Origin of the sequence: Flavobacterium zhoui, assembly GCF_042787235.1 — a bacterium.
Taxonomy (GTDB): Bacteria; Bacteroidota; Bacteroidia; order Flavobacteriales; family Flavobacteriaceae; genus Flavobacterium; species Flavobacterium zhoui.
The window spans coordinates 1-18,206 of the sequence record NZ_JBHZPY010000003.1 but is presented as its reverse complement, the minus strand read 5'-3'; the positions used below and the strand labels follow the sequence as shown (position 1 = coordinate 18,206).

General features: G+C 31.8%; 10 protein-coding genes and 1 pseudogene. 8 read left to right on the top strand and 3 right to left on the bottom strand.

Features of this window, described 5'->3' with window-relative positions; all coding sequences use genetic code 11:
* The first annotated feature begins 246 nt into the window (after positions 1 to 246).
* The 4 genes from ACFX5F_RS04800 (at position 247) to ACFX5F_RS04785 (ending at position 5,523) form a co-directional block, all read left to right on the top strand.
* Positions 247 to 1,482 (top strand): DUF3800 domain-containing protein, encoded by a 1,236-nt coding sequence (locus tag ACFX5F_RS04800; RefSeq protein ID WP_379850434.1) that lies wholly within the window; start codon positions 247 to 249, stop codon positions 1,480 to 1,482.
* 176 nt (positions 1,483 to 1,658) lie between these two features.
* Positions 1,659 to 4,427 (top strand): TrlF family AAA-like ATPase, encoded by a 2,769-nt coding sequence (locus ACFX5F_RS04795; RefSeq protein WP_379850432.1) that lies wholly within the window; start codon positions 1,659 to 1,661, stop codon positions 4,425 to 4,427.
* 189 nt (positions 4,428 to 4,616) lie between these two features.
* Positions 4,617 to 4,895, top strand: coding sequence for a hypothetical protein (locus tag ACFX5F_RS04790; protein ID WP_379850430.1), 279 nt, complete (start codon positions 4,617 to 4,619; stop codon positions 4,893 to 4,895).
* On the top strand, positions 4,876 to 5,523 hold the full coding sequence (locus ACFX5F_RS04785; RefSeq protein WP_379850428.1) for a hypothetical protein: 648 nt from the start codon (positions 4,876 to 4,878) through the stop codon (positions 5,521 to 5,523). Before ACFX5F_RS04790 ends, ACFX5F_RS04785 begins: the two co-directional genes overlap by 20 nt.
* Before the next feature lie 384 nt (positions 5,524 to 5,907).
* Here the strand turns inward: ACFX5F_RS04785 and ACFX5F_RS04780 are convergent, their stop codons facing one another.
* Positions 5,908 to 6,594 carry a cyclic nucleotide-binding domain-containing protein gene (locus tag ACFX5F_RS04780; RefSeq protein WP_379850426.1) on the bottom strand — a complete coding sequence of 229 codons (687 nt, stop codon included), beginning with the start codon at positions 6,592 to 6,594 and terminating at the stop codon, positions 5,908 to 5,910.
* A 1,287-nt stretch (positions 6,595 to 7,881) separates the two neighbouring features.
* A pseudogene (locus ACFX5F_RS04775) lies at positions 7,882 to 9,309 on the bottom strand (YifB family Mg chelatase-like AAA ATPase); the annotation flags it as partial.
* A gap of 233 nt (positions 9,310 to 9,542) precedes the next feature.
* Between ACFX5F_RS04775 and ACFX5F_RS04770 the strand changes: the two are divergent.
* The 4 genes from ACFX5F_RS04770 (at position 9,543) to ACFX5F_RS04755 (ending at position 15,830) form a co-directional block, all read left to right on the top strand.
* The gene (locus ACFX5F_RS04770; protein ID WP_379850424.1) at positions 9,543 to 12,533 is read left to right on the top strand and encodes an amidohydrolase family protein; all 2,991 of its coding nucleotides are present in this window, start codon (positions 9,543 to 9,545) and stop codon (positions 12,531 to 12,533) included.
* 4 nt (positions 12,534 to 12,537) lie between these two features.
* Complete coding sequence (locus tag ACFX5F_RS04765; protein ID WP_379850422.1) at positions 12,538 to 13,839, top strand: amidohydrolase family protein; 1,302 nt, start codon at positions 12,538 to 12,540, stop codon at positions 13,837 to 13,839.
* Between the two features lie 4 nt (positions 13,840 to 13,843).
* On the top strand, positions 13,844 to 14,221 hold the full coding sequence (locus ACFX5F_RS04760) for a PH domain-containing protein (protein WP_196849711.1): 378 nt from the start codon (positions 13,844 to 13,846) through the stop codon (positions 14,219 to 14,221).
* A 283-nt stretch (positions 14,222 to 14,504) separates the two neighbouring features.
* Positions 14,505 to 15,830 (top strand): ammonium transporter, encoded by a 1,326-nt coding sequence (locus tag ACFX5F_RS04755; RefSeq protein WP_379850420.1) that lies wholly within the window; start codon positions 14,505 to 14,507, stop codon positions 15,828 to 15,830.
* A gap of 160 nt (positions 15,831 to 15,990) precedes the next feature.
* Here the strand turns inward: ACFX5F_RS04755 and ACFX5F_RS04750 are convergent, their stop codons facing one another.
* Positions 15,991 to 17,838, bottom strand: coding sequence for a CocE/NonD family hydrolase (locus ACFX5F_RS04750; protein ID WP_379850418.1), 1,848 nt, complete (start codon positions 17,836 to 17,838; stop codon positions 15,991 to 15,993).
* Positions 17,839 to 18,206: the final 368 nt, after the last annotated feature.

The following is an 18,206-nucleotide window of genomic DNA, read 5'->3' as shown; positions in this document are numbered from 1 at the left end:
AAGGTATTTCTTTCTGAATTGTATCAAAAATAGGGTAATATCTTTTGATATAGTAAAAAATTAATGAATACGTTCTTGACTTAATGAGAAATCGTATCAGTTTTTAGGTATAGTTTAAAACTGATACGATTGTATTATTAAAGAAAAAAATTAAAAACTAAAGCTTTAATGAATACAATAGGAAGTCCATTTGTTGATTTGTAATATTTTTATCATACATTAGCCAAATAAGCACCAGAGCTTTTTATGGCACAAAGCCAAACTAAATTAGATGGATTGGAGCCATTTTATGGCTGGTATATGCGAGTTGTGCTAATTATAAAAAACTGCTTAAAAAGAACAAATTCTATGATAACAGCATTTGCAGATGAATCCGGAAACAATTCCTTCAAATTTGATTCACAAGGAAGTCATTTTATTGTTGCCACTGTAATTTGTAATTCTGAAAAAGTACAAGATTTAGAAAAGCAAGTTGATATAATTAGACAAAACCATAATTTCCAAACTGGAGAAATTAAATCAAGTGGCGTTGCTGGCAATCATAAAAGAAGACTCAATATTCTAAATGATATCGTTAAGCTTGATATTTCTGTGTATGCAGTTATAGTAGACAAAAGAGAACTTAAAGGGCAAGGCTTCAATTATAAAAAATCATTTTATAAATACTTAAATAATTTATTATACAAAGAACTGTTCAGAACTTTTCCTCAATTAGACTTATTTGTAGATGAGCATGGAGGAAATGATTATATGCTTGAATTTAAGAATTATGTCTATAAAAACCATCAGAAAAATCTATTTTCAGGATCACAATTTGGAATACAAAACAGTAAACAAAGTAATTTAATTCAAATTGCAGATTTTGTTGCTGGAACAATCGCCTACATCTACGATGAAACTAAAAAATCAGAATATAGCGAAGAATTTAAAACTGTATTAAAACCGATAGTAAGCGATTTCAATTTTTTTCCAAAGGAATACAATTTTAAAGAATTTAATGAGTCAAATACTGATGAATCTTATTCGCCACTAATTGCAGAAGTAAGTATATTGAGAATTAATAATTTTATTGAAAAAGAAGTCGGCAACGACCAACAAAAGATTGACCAAATTAACTTCTTAAAATTATTGCTTTTATTCCAAAGAGTATATTACAAATCAAGATATATTTCCACGAAAGAGATTTTTAATCACTTAAGCCAAAGCCGAGAATCAAAATTATCGGAAGAGTATTTTAGATCCAAAATTGTAGGTAACCTGAGAGATAATGGAATATTAATCTCTTCAAGTCCAAAAGGTTATAAAATCCCAACAACTGAAAAAGATTTATATTCTTTTATAAAGCATGGTAATCGAATAATTTTACCGATGCTAAATAGAATTAACGAAATGCATAAAGCAATTATGTTAGCATCAGGTAATAAACTTGATTTATTAGCAAATGAAGAATTTAAAGAACTAAAGAAAATAATAAATAACTAGGTACAACAGCTACTACAACGGATTTGGGCAATTGGCTTAATGGAAAGATGGTCTTGTATTTGGGAAGATATGGCAAATCCGAATAATGGGCTTAATTTAGTCCCAAACCCGCTGTAGTACCAGAACGTTGTACCGCATTATAAAAAACGTGAAAACATTAGAGAAAAATCGAACATATGAATAAAAATTACCCTAAAGGTTCAGAATGGAGAAAATGGGATTTGCACGTACATACACCTTCATCTATTTACCATAGATACGGGCCTAATTCAGAAGAGACTTGGGAAAATTTTATGAAAGACATTGAAAATATTCCTTCTGACTTTGCTGTACTTGGAATAAATGATTACTTTTTTATTGATGGTTACGAAAGATTAATTGAGGAAAGAAAATCAAACAATCGCTTAAGTAACATTGACTTAATTTTACCTGTAGTCGAGTTCAGAATAGACAAATTTGCTGGAATAGATTTCGGTAAATTGAAAAGAATAAATTTACACGTAATATTTTCCAATGATTTACCACTTGAAACTATAAAAAGTCAATTTCTTCAAACATTAGAACAGAGTTATTCTCTTGAATCAGGAGAACAATGGACAAGGGCAATAACAAAAGAAAGTATTGAAGAGCTCGGTGCTAAAATAAAAAAAGGTGTTCCTGCTGAAGAACTTTTTAAATATGGAACCGATTTAGAAGAAGGGTTCAATAATCTAAACGTAAGAGAAGACAAGATTTTTGAAGCTTTACAAAAAGACTGCTTCAAGGGAAAATATATTATTGCTATTGGAAAAACTGAATGGGGAGATTTAAAATGGACTGACGCTTCGATTGCAACGAAAAAATCAGTAATAAATAAAGCAGATATTGTGTTTACTGCTTCCGAATCAATAGAAGCTTTTAATAAGGCCAAAGAACAACTAACAGCACATAAAGTAAATGATTTACTTCTTGATTGTAGCGATTCGCATTACTTATCCTCTTCCTCTGACAAAGATAGAATTGGGAATTGTTTTACTTGGATTAAAGCTGACCCTACTTTTGAAGGACTTATCCAAATTCTTTACGAACCACAAGAAAGAATTAGAATATCTGATAAAAATCCTAATCTCGAATTTGACAAACCATACATTTCTAACATTAAATTTAAAAATAACTTAAATGTTTTTAAAGATGAAGATGATCTAAGTTTTAAACAAAATGAAGGCATTCCACTAAATCAAAACTTAGTAACAATCATCGGAGGACGTGGAGAAGGAAAAAGTATGCTTACGGAATATCTAGCTAGTAGTTTCATAGGACAAGAGCATTCAAAAGAAGGCATATTTAATAAAAATGGTGAAGTCAACTTATCATATCATAAATCTAACCAATCAGAAGATGACATTATAAACTTTGACTTAACAGAAGATAAGAAGGCTGTAGAGTTTATTTATATAAATCAAGGTCGATTAAAAACATTAGTTGAGAAAAAAGACAAACAATTTCAACTTGCTAATTCTATAAGAAAACTAGCAAAACTTACGGAACCAGAATTTAATAAGCAACTTGACAAGCAAATCCTTGAGAACTTGGAAAGCTTCCACGAACTAAATCGCTTTTTTAAAACAAAAGATGAAGATAGAAACTTTATTAATTCAATTGAATACTTAGAGAGTCAAGAAATAGCGATTAATGATTTCATAAGCAATATTACTACAAGTGAGAACAAAGACAAATTAGAGAAATACTCTGAAAATCTTAGGAATAGAAACAATCTGAATTCTAAGCTCAAAGAATTAAATGAGTTTGAAGAAAAACTAAATAGTTCAATTGAGAAATTAAATCTAGAAATCAGTAGGATTAACGGTGAAAACTCTATGATATCCATAATTGAATTATCTGCTTTAAAGAAACAATTTGATGAAATAATTGCTTGGAAGTCTACATTGCTAAAAGAGGTTGAAATTATTTCAGTTACTATTTCTGCCGTAAAAGAAGAATTTAAAGACTATAAAGGTGATTTAACTACATTACTTAATGATATAGATAAGTTTCAGAAAAATTTATCTCAAATCCGCGAGAATATTACGATTTCAAAATCAAAAAAAGAACAATTAACGGAATTTAAAAAAAGGATATTCTTTTCAGACCCTGAACAAATTTCATTGATTGATAAAATTAAAATAGACTATGAATCACAGGTTTCTGAATTACTGAAAAATTGGGAAGATTTCAAAGATGTAGACTCTAAGGAACGATTAAATCCTTCTCAAAAAGCAATTATGAAAAATTTATTAACAGACCTTGAAATAGAAGTCAAAATAGATTTTGATATTGATAAATTCTACAGCTTAATATACCATTCAATAGATGGTGCAAAATGGAGAATAAAAGGAAATATTGAAGCGCAAAAAAACGCATTTGGAGTTACGGATTTAGATTCTTTTTACGATTTTATTAGAACTAAGTATCTAGATTTTTATGAAAGCGATAATATCCATAGTAAAACTTTAAAAGATATTTTCTTTAAGGAATCAGAGCGTAAGCAGTTCTTGAAAGTATTCCCAATACTTAAATACAAAGGAAAAGATTTAAATAAAATTTCTGTCGGACAAAAAGGAACAGTATATTTAAAAATGATGCTTGCAACAGAAGCATTTTCTAAACCAATAATATTTGACCAGCCAGAAGATGATTTAGATAATGAATTTATAATGCAAAATCTTATCTCATTATTTAAAGAACTAAAACAATATAGACAAGTAATTATTGTAACTCATAATGCCAATTTAGTTGTAAATGCAGATGCAGAACAAGTGATAATTGCCTCAAATGTTGACGGTGCATTAAATTATGTTTCCGGGAGTTTAGAAAACCAATTAATAAATTCAAAAATTTGCCAAATACTTGAAGGCGGAGAACTTGCATTTGAAAAAAGAAGAAGAAAATACCAACAAATACAATAATAACGCGGTACAACAGCGGTTTTGATATAGTGGGGTTTTAGTGGAATTATCGTTTCGCATTAAGTTTCCGTTAAGCCGAAAAATTAGCGGCTTCGATTTCCCCACCATCTCAAAGCCGCGACACGTTGGCGCTAAGCTATCCGCAGTACGAGAAAAATTAGTGTTTTGAAATAAACAATTTATATATAAATGGCAAAAAAGAAAAACTTTTTCGAAAAACCATGGACGCAAATTACTGGTGTTATCATTATAATAATAACTATTTTAGGAGGTGGTTATGCAGCTGGTGCTTATCAAGAAAAAATTCAATGTAATCTTGATAAAAATATTTTAGTTATTGAATATCAATCTAAGCTACGTGATGAGTTGAACAAACAAAAAGAGTGTGAAACTAATAGAAACAATAATAATAATGCTGCGTTAACTGAAATAATAAATATCATAAGAAATGATGGAACAAAAAAATAAAATATTCAACAATATAGTTCTCATTATGATATTATTAGGGTTATCACTATATAGTTTACAAACTTACTTTTATAATATTGAACTTAATAAAAATGTAACGGATAAGGACAAAATCCTTGGAGATTTATTATTGAAAGATTCTATTCATAATCTTTCTGAAAAAAAGTACTCTGAAAATATTCAAAAATATGTTGAAGAGTGCAGTTTTATTGTTGATGGAAAAACAATTTCATCCCAAGAATTAGTCAACATTGTACAAAAACTTTATAATGAAAGAGATAATCTTAATTACGAAAAAGCTATTAAATCCGATTCTCTAAAACAATACATTCATCTCCAAAAATTTGACGAAAATCTGAAAGATGATTGTTTAAAAATTGTTCGACGACGTACGGATTCTCTTCAATTGTATATGGCAATGTTTGAAGTGATTGAAAAAAAATACAAAACAAGAGTTCGTGCCCGAATTGAAGGGAGTAATTTGGTTTTCTCTACACCAATAAATAAAATAGATTCTGCTTTAGCAGTTTATAAATATTACAAACATAAGTTAAAAGTCGATAAAAATGTATTTACAGTTGAAATAGATCCTGATAACCCTTATTCTGAAAAAAACCAAAAAAAATAGTAAAAAACCAAAATAGCCTACCGCTAACAGCCACTACAACGGATTTGGGCATTAGGCTTAATGGGAAGTTGTTTGTATTTGGGATATAACTCTAAAACTGATACGCTCTGAATTAATCTTATTTCATACAGTATTATTAAACTGTATGAAATAAGATTGTTATAACTTATTTTTAGAGCATCAATGATTCAATAAAGTCTTGTTTTATAAGCTTTCTGATACACCTATTTAGACATTCTCACAGCTTGTTGCCTTATTCGCTAAAAATCAATTACTTACTAATTCGCATCGAGTAACAATTAAATCATCCATCAGTATAACTGTAAAAAGTATGATTTTTATAACCAACAATTTTAGTATATTTTAATTGTTACTCGATGCGAGTTAGTACGTATTTAGAGCTACTACTCCTTTGTTTTTGTACTCTCCATAAAATAGAGTATGTACACCACTATCTTCTTTGTTGTCGTAATCTTCTCTTAAACCATTTTTCAACGTGAATCCTTCACAAACCATCTCGGTAGTATTACCGTTCTCAATTGTCTTAAAAATTATGTTATATTTCTTGTTTGAATTCAAAGCCTTTGAATTTACATGATTTAGAACTTCACCAATTTTTAACGGTTTGCTCTTTACTTTATCTGGTTTTTTTCTTGTCGTTTCTCTAAAATCTTTTTGAAATTGACTCATCTCAATTGGCTCTATGAATTCATGTTTTAAAAGTGATGCGAAAATTGGACGATAATAAAGTGGCTGATTTTTTCTATGTTCACTATCAATTACAGTAAGTTTTCCTTTTACCTTGCACATGACCTCTATCAAATTTAATCTTTCAAGTTCATTACGTTGTTTGATTAGTGTAGGCACTGTAATTCCTAGTATTCCTCGAAGTTCTTGATTCGTAATATATTGATACTCCTTTTTATTAAAGACTTTATGTCTCTCAAGAATTATATACAACCATACTCTCAATGGCATCGTTAACCATTTTGAATTCATTATGGTTGAATGTCTTATATTAAAATCCTGTTTGGGCGTTGCTTTTGTATATTCTTGACGTTCTTGTGTCATAGTTCGTATTTATTTTTTGTATTTATAAACGTTTATGTTAAAAATTGTTATCGTTGCTTAACTCAATGATAGCAAGTGCTAACAAGTTTAGTGGTAAAGAAACTTTAGTTTGTTAAAAATTGTTATCGTTGCTTAGCCCAATGATAGCAAGGGATAATAAATCTGGTAGTAAAGAAACTTAACATAAATATATAGCATATATTATTGTCTTTGTTCTTTCAGAACTCAACAATAAAAAAACTATATAATAAACATAAATATTTATCATATAGTTTTTTTATTGTTGAGTTCTTTCAGAACAGGATTTTTTTATGAATTTCTAGAATGCTGCAGTTATATAATTTTGATCTTCAAGTGTTTCTAATTGGAGTGAATAGAAGAGGTGTTCATATCTCTCGTCTACTTGTTCCACTTCTTGAATCTTCCCATTTATCGATGCATGAACATTTATCAACCCTTTGCCTTTTAGACGTTTAAATGATTCATTAACAATTTTTCTTGAAAATGAATAAAATCGTATAATTTCTGTAAAATGCATGGCTTCTGGGTATGAGTATTGTTGCTCCTTAATGATTGTAAAAAGTATAAACTTTTCGCATCGTTTCATTGTCTTAGAATTAAACAACATCTCGTAATTAGCGAACGTAAGTACGAAGTTATTATCTGTGTTTACTTTTTTTTTCATTGTAATTAATTTATTAGTTTAAAATTATTTGGTTTTAAAAACCACTTTCTTATCACTATGTATTGAGTGAAAATAACACGCTGTTTATCAGTGGTTTGCAAATATTAAATTATTTAGGATTTTGTCTTGCCTTATGATTCCCAACGGGATAAACATATCGGTCAAAAAATGAACTTTTAAGAAGTTCAAACAAACATTGTGAATCCTAATTTATGTAGACTTTACGTTTGTTTATTCAAGGCGTTTTAAATGTCGTATAGCGTCTGCAAGCAATTATTTAATTGTTTTGACACATTGACTTTGTTTAAATTTTATGCGCTTTAAAACCATGGTAAATGAGGTCAACTAAACAAGAATGGTTTCTTTAGTGCTTGGTACTGTGTTATACATATTACCAAGCACTAAAATTTCTGTTTAAAAAAATTAGGTCTAATATTAAATGAAGGTTTATAATGAGTTTTAAGGGGCGTTATGATATCTTTAAGTGATTATTTAATGAATTCAACACATAGAGTTAATTTTAATAAATCATTCGTTAAACGGTGTCAATAAGTGTAAGCTGTTTATTTAATTCAATTCTGCAATATTCCAAATAATTCTCTTTTCAAAATACGATCATAAGCTCGAGCCGATAAATTTAATCGTTCCATTGCGGTTTTCAACAATTGTTTGGAAACATCATCAAGAGCGCAATGTTCCCGAATGTGTTTGGTATTCATCTGGGCATTGTAATGGATATTTTGCATTTGCTCAAAGCGTTCCGTTTGGATTTCGCGAGCAGCCGTGACTCTTTTTCGAATATCGACGCTGCTTTCTGCTTTTAGGTCTTCCGATAATTTTTCGAAAGGAACTGGCGTTACTTCAATATGTATATCAATTCGATCTAATAAAGGTCCTGAAATTTTACTTAAATACCGTTGCATTTCGTGTGGCGAAGAAGTTTGTGGAGAATCCGGATCGTTAAAAAAACCACTTGGACTTGGATTCATACTCGCCACCAGCATAAACGACGATGGATAAGTAACTGTAAATTTAGCTCTGGAAATCGTAACTTCTCTATCTTCTAATGGCTGACGCATTACTTCCAACACATCACGTTTGAATTCCGGTAATTCATCCAGAAACAAAACGCCATTATGCGCCATGGAAATTTCGCCGGGCTGCGGATAACTTCCTCCTCCAACTAATGCGACATTAGAAATAGTATGGTGCGGACTACGAAACGGCCTTTGATTCATCAAACCTACTTCCTTCAGTTTACCGGCCACGCTGTGAATTTTTGTTGTTTCCAATGCTTCACGCAAAGTCATAGGCGGTAAAATACTTGGTAAACGTTTGGCAAGCATCGTCTTCCCTGCTCCTGGAGGACCAATTAGAATAATATTATGTCCACCCGCAGCAGCAATTTCCATACATCTTTTTATAGACTCCTGCCCTTTCACATCACTAAAATCGAACTCGGGAAAATCTAAATCTTTATAAAACTCAGCGCGGGTATCAATAGTTGTTGGTTCCAGAGTCCCTTTTCCATCGAAGAAATCAATAACTTCCTGCAGATTTTCTACTCCATAAACATCTAATCCTGATACAATTGCAGCTTCTTTTACATTTTGCTTTGGAAGAAAAAACCCTTTAAATCCCTCTTCTTTTGCTTTTATAGCTATTGGTAAAGCGCCACGAATGGGCTGTAAACCACCATCAAGTGAAAGTTCGCCCATGATGATGTATTTATCAATTTCATCCGCTTTTATTTGACCCGAAGCAACTAGAATTCCTATGGTTAAAGTCAGGTCGTAAGCGGAGCCTTCCTTACGCAAATCAGCAGGTGCCATATTGATCGTTATTTTTTTTCCAGGCATAGCGTACCCATTATTCTTCAAAGCAGCGGCAATTCTATAACTGCTTTCTTTAATCGCATTATCTGGCAAGCCAACTAAATGATAACCAATCCCTTTATCAATATTTACTTCAACTGTAATGGTTGTTGCTTCAACTCCAAAAACGGCACTTCCGAAAACTTTAACTAGCATGTTTGTTAATTTTGTATGAAAATTAGTAAAAAAAATTCTAATACATGGAAATAATTAAACATGATTTAACAAAATACCCAAAAACCAACTAAATGTTCACAAAAAGAATTAAAAAGTCAAGATATAAACTGAATTAAATCCATTCAGAAAATAAACAAATGTTAAAATCAATTATATGTAATGTTTTACTTATTCATTTTCATATTTTTAGAGAATATTTACAAAACCAAACCATGAAAAAAATCTTACTTCTACTATTTTTTAGTACTTTATTACCCAAAATTTATGCCCAAGAATATTTCCCAAATAATGAAGGTGTTAAAAACACGAACAACAATTTTACCGCTTTTACTAACGCAAAAATTTATATAACACCTACACAAATTATTGAAAACGGGACTTTACTAATTCAAAATGGTAAAGTAATTAGTGTTGGCAATAACAGTATAATACCTAAAAACTGCACCACAATTAATCTGAATGGTAAGTCGATTTACCCATCCTTTATTGATATATATACGAGCTTTGGAATTGAAAAACCAAAAAACAATTCTAGTTCGGGCAGAAATCCTCTGTATGATTCTAAAAAAGAAGGCCATTACTGGAATGAAAATATTCGTTCAGAAGTTAATGCTTATGAGAGTTTTAACTATGATCAACCTAAAGCGGAAGAATTACTTAAAGCAGGTTTTGGAGTTGTTGGTACGCATGTACAAGATGGAATTGCTCGTGGCACAGGAACATTGATAGCTTTAAACAACTTTGATAAAAGTACTCGGTTACTATCCGAGAAATTGACTAATCATTTTGCATTTACGAGAAGCGCAGTAACCAATCAATCATACCCCAGCTCATTAATGGGAATGATGGCCTTGCTACGCCAGATGTATTTAGATTTAGATTGGTATAAGAATGGAAATTCTACAACCAAGGATGTATCCTTAGAAGCCCTTGCCAAGAATGAGAATTTAATTCAAATATTTGATTCGGGTGATAAATTAAATAGTTTACGCGCTTCAAAAATAGCTAAGGAATTTGGTTTGAACTACGTTTTGAAAGGTATTGGAAATGAATTTGAAAGAATTGAAGAAATAAAAAAAACAAATTCAAAATTAATCATCCCGATTAATTTCCCCGAAGCATATGATGTTTCCGACCCGAACCAAGCCAATCAAATGGAATTGAAAGATTTGCGTTTTTGGAACCAAGCGCCTACAAACCTTAAAGTTTTGTCAGATAATGGTATTGTGTTCGCTTTGACTACTGACAAATTAAAAAAAGTAGAAGATTTCAGAATCAATCTATTAAAAGCCATAAAATATGGTTTCGATAAAACCAAAGCATTAGAAGCATTGACCACAATTCCGGCTTCGATTTTAGGAAAAAGCAATGAAATAGGAAGTTTAAAAACAGGAAGCTACGCGAATTTTGTAATAACTTCAGGTGCTATTTTCGATGAAAAAACAACAATCTATGAAAACTGGGTTCAAGGTAGCAAGTATGTTATCAACGATATAACGATAAAAGACATTCGCGGTGATTACGACTTGACTGTAGCTAATCAACAATACAAATGGAAAATTAGTGGGGAAATCACTGCTCCAAAATCGATAATTACAACGCTTGATTCCAAAAAAGTTAGTTCAAAACTATCGGTTTCAAATAATTGGATTTCAACTGTAATGAAATCTATGGATTCAACAAAAACAACTTTCTCCAGATTAATTGGATACATCGATGACATCCAATTACTTTCAGGGAAAGCAATTTTATTCAATGGAAATGAGGTAAAATGGTCTGCAGTACGAACCGCTCCTTTTATAAAGCCGATTGACTCCTTGAAATTAGAAAAAAACAATACGATTATTGCAACTACATTCCCAAATGTGGCTTATGGTAATTCAAAAAAACTAACTCCGCAAACTTTATTGTTTAAAAACGCCACTGTTTGGACAAATGAAAAAGAAGGAATTTTAGAAGAAACAGATGTGTTGGTCAAAAACGGCAAAATTGCATCAATAGGAAAAAACCTTTCTGATGCATCAGCCACAGTTATCGATGCAAAAGGAAAACATTTAACAAGCGGAATCATAGATGAACACTCGCATATCGCTATTTCAAACGGAGTTAATGAAGGAGGACAGAATTCTAGTGCCGAAGTAACGATTCAGGATGTTGTTAATTCTGAAGATGTGAATATCTATAGAGATTTAGCTGGAGGTGTTACCACTTCTCAATTATTGCATGGCTCTGCAAATCCTATTGGAGGACGCTCCGCAATTGTAAAATGGAAATGGGGATTATCCGCAGAAGAAATGCTGTACGAAGACCAACCCAAATTCATCAAATTTGCTCTGGGAGAAAATGTAAAACAAGCCAATTGGGGAATTGTAAATCCAACGCGTTTCCCACAAACTAGAATGGGCGTTGAACAAGTTTTTACCGATTATTTCCAACGTGCAAAAGAATATGATGCTACTTGGAAAAATTATAAAGTAAGTAAAGGAAAATCCAAAGCGCCTAGAGTAGATCTGGAATTACAAACTTTAGTCGAAATATTGAATAAAGAACGCTTTATTACTTGTCACTCTTATGTTCAATCGGAGATTTTAATGATGATGAATGTAGCTGAAAGATTCAATTTTAGGATGAATACTTTTACCCACATCCTTGAGGGTTATAAAGTGGCCGATAAAATGAAAGAGCACGGAGTTGGTGCTTCTACTTTTGCAGATTGGTGGGCGTATAAATTTGAAGTAAATGACGCAATTCCTTATAATGGACCAATTCTTCACAATGCAGGAGTTTTAGTAGCATATAATTCAGATGATGCTGAAATGTCAAGAAGATTGAACCAAGAAGCTGCTAAAGCTGTAAAATACGGAAATATTTCAGAAGAGGAAGCTTGGAAATTCGTGACTTTGAATCCCGCAAAACTTCTACATATTGATAATAAAGTAGGAAGTATAAAAATTGGAAAAGATGCTGATGTTGTATTGTGGAACAATAATCCTTTATCCATTTACGCTAAAGCAGAAAAAACAATAATTGAAGGTGTAATGTATTATGATCTTCAAAAAGATGAAGAACAAAGGGTCGCTATTGCCAAAGAAAGAAATGAGTTAATCGGACAATTATTGCAAGAAAAGAATAAAGGAATGATTACTCAGGAGCCTAAAAAAGCAGAAAAGAAAGAATACCAATGTGATACTTTAGAAAATTAAAAAAATGAAAAATATATTTATACTATTGTTGATATTTTGTTTATCAATAATTACGAAAGCCCAACAAACACCAGCTCCAAAGCAATCAAAATCAATTTTAATCTTAAATGGCACTGCTCATATAGGTAATGGAACAGTTATTGAGAACAGTGCAATAGGATTTAAAGATGGTAAAATCACATTAGTCGCAGATGCCCGACTAATACGATTAGCCGAAGGTGCCTATGATGTTACGATTGATGCCAGTGGCAAGCAAGTTTACCCCGGATTTATTGCACCAAACTCAACTTTGGGTTTAGTGGAAATTGATGCGGTAAAATCGTCTGATGATGAGGAGGAAATTGGAAGTATTAATCCGCATGTCAGAGCTATTATTGCTTATTCTGCTGATTCAAAAGTTATCGAGACTGTCCGCCCAAACGGTGTTTTAATGGCTCAGATTACACCTCGTGGTGGAAGAATTTCAGGAACTTCATCTATTGTTCAGCTTGATGCATGGAATTGGAAAGATGCAGTTATCAAAGAAAATGATGGAATCCACCTTAATTTCCCTTCAAGTTTCTCAAGAAGTGGTTCTTGGTTTGAACCTGGTACAATTGAAAACAATAAAGACTACGTCAAACAAATCTCGGAAATAACAGTTTTTTTGGCAAATGCAAAAGCGTATTTAGCAGACAGCTCAAAAGAGAAAAATTTAATTCTTGAGGCAACCAAAGGTTTATTTGATGGAAATCAAACTTTATTTATTCATGCCAATGAAGAAAAACAAATTATTGACGCTGTTCAGTTGGCGAAAGAAAATGGCATTAAAAAAATGGCGATTGTAGGCGGATATGAAGCATACAAAACAGCGGCTTTGTTGCAAAAAAATAATGTAGGCGTGTTACTAAAGCGCGTTCATGATATGCCAGAAAATGACGATCAGGATGTTGATTTACCTTATAAGAATGCCAAGTTACTAACCGACCAAGGTGTTCTTGTAGGTTTAGAGAATAGTGGTGATCATGAAAGAATGAATACCCGAAATTTGCCGTTTTTAGCAGGAACTTGCGCTGCTTACGGACTTAACAAGGAACAAGCCTTGCAACTAATTACATATAATACTGCCAAAATACTAGGAATCGACAAACAATGTGGAACTCTAGAAGAAGGGAAAGACGCTACATTGTTTATCTCAGATGGCGATGCTTTAGATATGAGAACAAACAAATTGACAAAAGCTTTTATTCAAGGAAGAGCTATAAGTCTGGAAACACACCAAAGTCAACTGAATAACAGATACAAGGAAAAATACAATCAAAATTAAAATCATGGGACTATTTAATGCCATTTTAGGCAACGCATCAGAAGTTAATATCGAAAATATTTCAAGAGAATTTGAACCTATTTTGATCGATGGGGAGATAATTGAGAAAGCATATAAACTTATTCGGGATATGTTTATTTTCACAAATAAACGTTTAATTTTAGTGGAGAAACAATTGGTTGGAACTAAGGTTGATTATATGTCAATCCCTTATTCGAGTATCAAAAAATTCTCCAAAGAAAGTGCCGGAATATTGGATATGGATGCTGAATTAAAAATTTGGTTAAACAGTGAAAGTACGCCAATTTCGAAACAATTTGGAAAGGGAAGTAATAATATAAATGAAGTCTATAAAATTTTAAGCCAACATATTTTAAAATAATATTATTTTCTAATTTTATAAGAAATGTATCAATTGATGTATCATCATATTGATACATTTTTTTTATCCTTACAAATCATTAAATTTATAATAATTTCCAAAAAGGCGCATTGCTTATAAAATAAGGATTAATAAATTATTAAATTATACATTTAATTCTAACATACCTATAAAATAACAGGGGCTAAATTGAAAAATTAATAAAAATAAAAAAATATACCTGTTTTTTAATAGGGGTCAGCAATCATTTTATATTTTTATCCAAAATTTAAAAGTAAAACCTATGCGAAAGATTATTTTAAGTGTGATATTAATCACAATTCTAGTATTATCCATTTTTTCAATTCATCTTTTTGTTGAATCTACTACACTAGGCGCTCACGTTGTAGCATTAAAATTAGATACTGGAAATACCGCTTGGATGATAGTTGCCACAGCTCTTGTATTATTAATGACTCCTGGACTTGGATTCTTTTATGGTGGAATGGTAGGTAAAAAGAATGTAATTAGTACCGTATTACAAAGTTTTATGGCTATGGTTATAGTAACAGTTCTATGGGTTGTTGTTGGCTTTGGATTGTGTTTTGGACCAACAATAGGCGGATTTATAGGAAATCCTATGCCGAACTTATTTTTTCAAGGGGTAAGTGCTAATACTGCTTGGGAATTGGCTCCCACCATTCCAATGATATTATTTGCTTTATTTCAAGCAAAATTTGCAATTATTACACCAGCTTTAATAACAGGAGCTTTTGCAGAACGTGTTCGTTTCTGGGCTTACTTGTTATTTATGGTTTTATTTATATTATTCATTTATGCTCCACTGTGTCATATGACTTGGCATCCAGACGGATTATTATTCGGGTGGGGAGTGCTAGATTTTGCTGGAGGAACCGTAGTTCACATGAGTGCAGGATGGGCTGCTCTTGCTGGTGCAATATTCTTAGGAAAAAGAAAAGTACAAAAGGCAAATCCAGCTCGTATTACCTACGTATTATTAGGAACAGGATTATTATGGTTCGGTTGGTTTGGTTTCAATGCAGGTTCTGCTGGGGGAGCTAGTAGTATAGCCGCACAAGCATTAGGAACTACAACAGTTGCTGCTGCTTCTGCTGCGATGGGATGGGTATTTCTTGATAAAATCCTTGGGCATAAACTTTCAGCAATGGGCGCTTGTATCGGTGCAGTTGTCGGTTTAGTAGCGATTACACCTGCCGCAGGATTCGTAAGTATCCCCCATGCGATTGCTATTGGTATTATTGCCAGCGGGGTTAGTAATCTTGTGGTTAGTAAATTCCCTAAAGGTAAAATTGATGATGCCTTAGATGTATTTGCTTGTCACGGTGTTGGTGGTATGGTAGGTATGCTTTTAACAGGTGTATTTGCTTCAAAATCAGTAAATACAGTTGTAGGAGACCACCAAGGTTTAATTTTTGGTGATGCTACTTTGTTTTTAATTCAATTAAAAGCATTAGTTCTCGTTTCTATATTTGCATTCTCAGCTTCCTATGCTTTATTCTTTATTGTAAATAAAATTACGCCTTTAAGAGTAACGGAAGAAAAAGAAGAATTGGGTTTAGATATTTCTCAACATGGAGAATATTTGTAAATCACTTTTGAAAAAAAACATACACACTCTGAAATTAAATTTTTAGAGTGTGTGTGTGTTTTTAATTCATTTCAATAATTCCCTATTTTGTATTCTTTTTAATCTACTATAGATGTCTGAACAATTTTAAAATACAACAGCAAATCTTTGTAATAATTGCTTATTTTAAAATAGAAAATTCAATTTTAGAATCATTATATATTCGATGAGTCTGTTTTCTAAAATCTTCAGGTTTAGCATAAAATATATTTTCTACAAAAGTTTGTGGATTCAAATCAATTAATGGAAACCAAGTACTCTGAATTTGGATCTGGATTTTATGTCCCTTTTTAAAAGTATGAAAAACATCCTGTAATTTGATATTTACCGCTGTTTTTTCATTTGGAATAAAAGCTTCTGGATTTGAAAAACTATTTCTAAAACGTCCTCGCATCACTTCACTGCGCACCATCATATGATAATTGCTCATCTTCAAATACGGCGCAATTTCCTTTGTTTCTGGCTCATCTTTAGGAAAAACATCCACTACTTTAACAATCCAATCAGCATCCGTACCAGTCGTAGAAACTTGAAGTTTAGCCATTATTTCCCCTGCTAATGTGGTGTCGTCATTTAAAATTTCAGTTTCAAAAACCACAACATCAGGACGTCTTGCCGCAAAGCGCTGATCATCGGTCATGTATTTCCTTGGCGTTATTCCTTTTTGATTGATATCTTCAGATGAAGGAACCGGTTTTTTTGGATCACTTATAAATTCTTCGAAAGCAAAGTTCTTATTCCCCATTTTTGACAGTTGACTGCCTTGCAAAAAGAAATCTTGTTTTTCAACTTTTTGAGGTGGCCATACAGAAAAAGTCTGCCATGCTTTTTTCCCAGTATCAAAAACATAGGCTTCTGGCAATTTATTTTCCCCTTTTCCATTATTTTTTAAAAAATGACGAAAGAAATTAGCTTCAATATTTTTTTGATAAAAACCAGAAATACTGTCGCCAAAATTAATATTACCAATTATTTGTTGAGCCGAATTTCTTGCCCAATCGCCATGACTCCATGGACCCATAACAATAGTATTGTAATTCTTACTAGTCTTTTCAATGGTATTATAAGTGTTTAATGGTCCGTATAAATCTTCGGCATCAAACCACCCTCCTACTGTCATCACAGCTGGTTTAATATTTTTTAAATGTTGAAGAATTCCTCTTTTTTGCCAAAAACTATCGTAGCTGGAATGCTCTTTTAGTTGTTGCCAAAATTCATTTTCTTTTCCATAGTAGGTATCTAAATTCGACAATGAGCCTGCATCTAAATAAAACTGATAATCATCAGCCGTTCCCGTATTTGGAAATTTATACCAAGCCTCCGTAGTTCGTTTTTCTTTTTGAGGTCCAAATAATGGTGTTACTTTCCAATAACTCAATAAATAAGCACCGTTATGATGAAAATCATCAAAAAAGAAATCAGAAATGCAAGCCTGTGGAGAAACCGCTTTTAATGCCGGATGATTGCTCAGCAAAGAATAAGTGGCGTAAAATCCAGGATAGGAAATTCCCCAAGTTCCTACATTACCATTATTATTAGCGATATTCTTTACAAGCCAGTCAATGGTATCATAAGTGTCCGAAGCTTCATCAATATCTTTCTTTCCTTTTTTATTTGGAATGAAAGCACGCATGTTATCATACAATCCATCACTCATAAAACGGCCCCGAACATCCTGATAAACCACTATATATCCCTCTTTCATCATAGTTTCGCTTGGGGAAATACTTTTTTTGAACTGGTTTTCGCCATAAGGTGCACAATTATAAGGCGTTCTTTGCATGATAATCGGATACTTTTTAGAAACATCTTTAGGAGAATAAATACAGGTAAATAATTCTGCTCCGTCTCGCATTTTGATATGCACTTCTTTTTTGGTGTAATTTTCCGAAACATAGTTTACTTTTTCATTTTGGGAGTACAAAACCACACTCATTAAAAAAAGAGAAATACCGAATAGTTTTTTCATGATTTTTTGTTTAAATAATTTTTAAAGATAAAAAATCTTGACAGATATAATAGGAGTTAACTTATTTTTAAAATTTTCTTATCAAGTGTTTATATTTTTTATTCTGCAATTTTTGATTCCAAGTAAATACTTAATTAACAATAACTATATAATGTTTATTTTAGTACATGACAAAAAACATATTTCATTGGAAATAAATAAAATAAAGAATTTAAAATTAGGATAAAAGACTGATATTCAATACATTAAAGAATTATTACGACATAATTTTTCTAATGAGGAACACCAGTCTCGAGGGTAAAGATATAGCATTAATCACGGTTTTACAAGAGCATTTTAAGGGAGATGTCAATTTAGCAAGGGTCAAG